General features: G+C 30.3%; 1 protein-coding gene. It reads right to left on the bottom strand.

The features are described from left to right. A partial coding sequence (locus I6E24_RS16670) for a YfgM family protein (RefSeq protein ID WP_394800428.1) occupies positions 1-489 on the bottom strand: 489 nt, incomplete at both ends.

Genomic DNA, 489 nt, shown 5'->3' with positions numbered 1-489 from the left:
ATGTAATTCCTATTTCAATTTTTGCTTTATCAAATCCGGAATTTGCTAATTCTTTCATATTATCAAATCCTTTTTTTATTGAATCTGGAATGTTAGAATCAAGTTGAGATAGTGCGTGTTGATATTGTTGCTCTGGACTTTCTACTATCATTGGAATAGGTTTAGTAGCTATTTCTTTTTTAAAATCCCAATATAACCAACCGCCTATACCTATTACCACCAATACTATACATGCAATTATATATTTCCCGTATGATTCAAAAAAAGAATTTTCCTTGTTCTCAGCTTTGTCAATAGCTACACGAAATTCTGCTATAGTGCTATATCTATGGCTTTGTATCTTTTCAGTTGATTTTCTTACAACTTTAGCTAATGCAATGCTCTCTATATTATTTACTGGCACTTTTCGCTTTAGTTGATATTGTAATACTTCATATTGACTTCCAGAAAAAGGTAATTCTCCAACTAAAAGTCTATATAGGAAAATAC

It is taken from the genome of Bacteroides caecigallinarum (assembly GCF_021530995.1).
Taxonomy (GTDB): Bacteria; Bacteroidota; Bacteroidia; order Bacteroidales; family Bacteroidaceae; genus Phocaeicola; species Phocaeicola faecigallinarum.
Note: the sequence above shows the minus strand (reverse complement) of the source record. Positions and strands in the feature narration are given on the sequence as shown.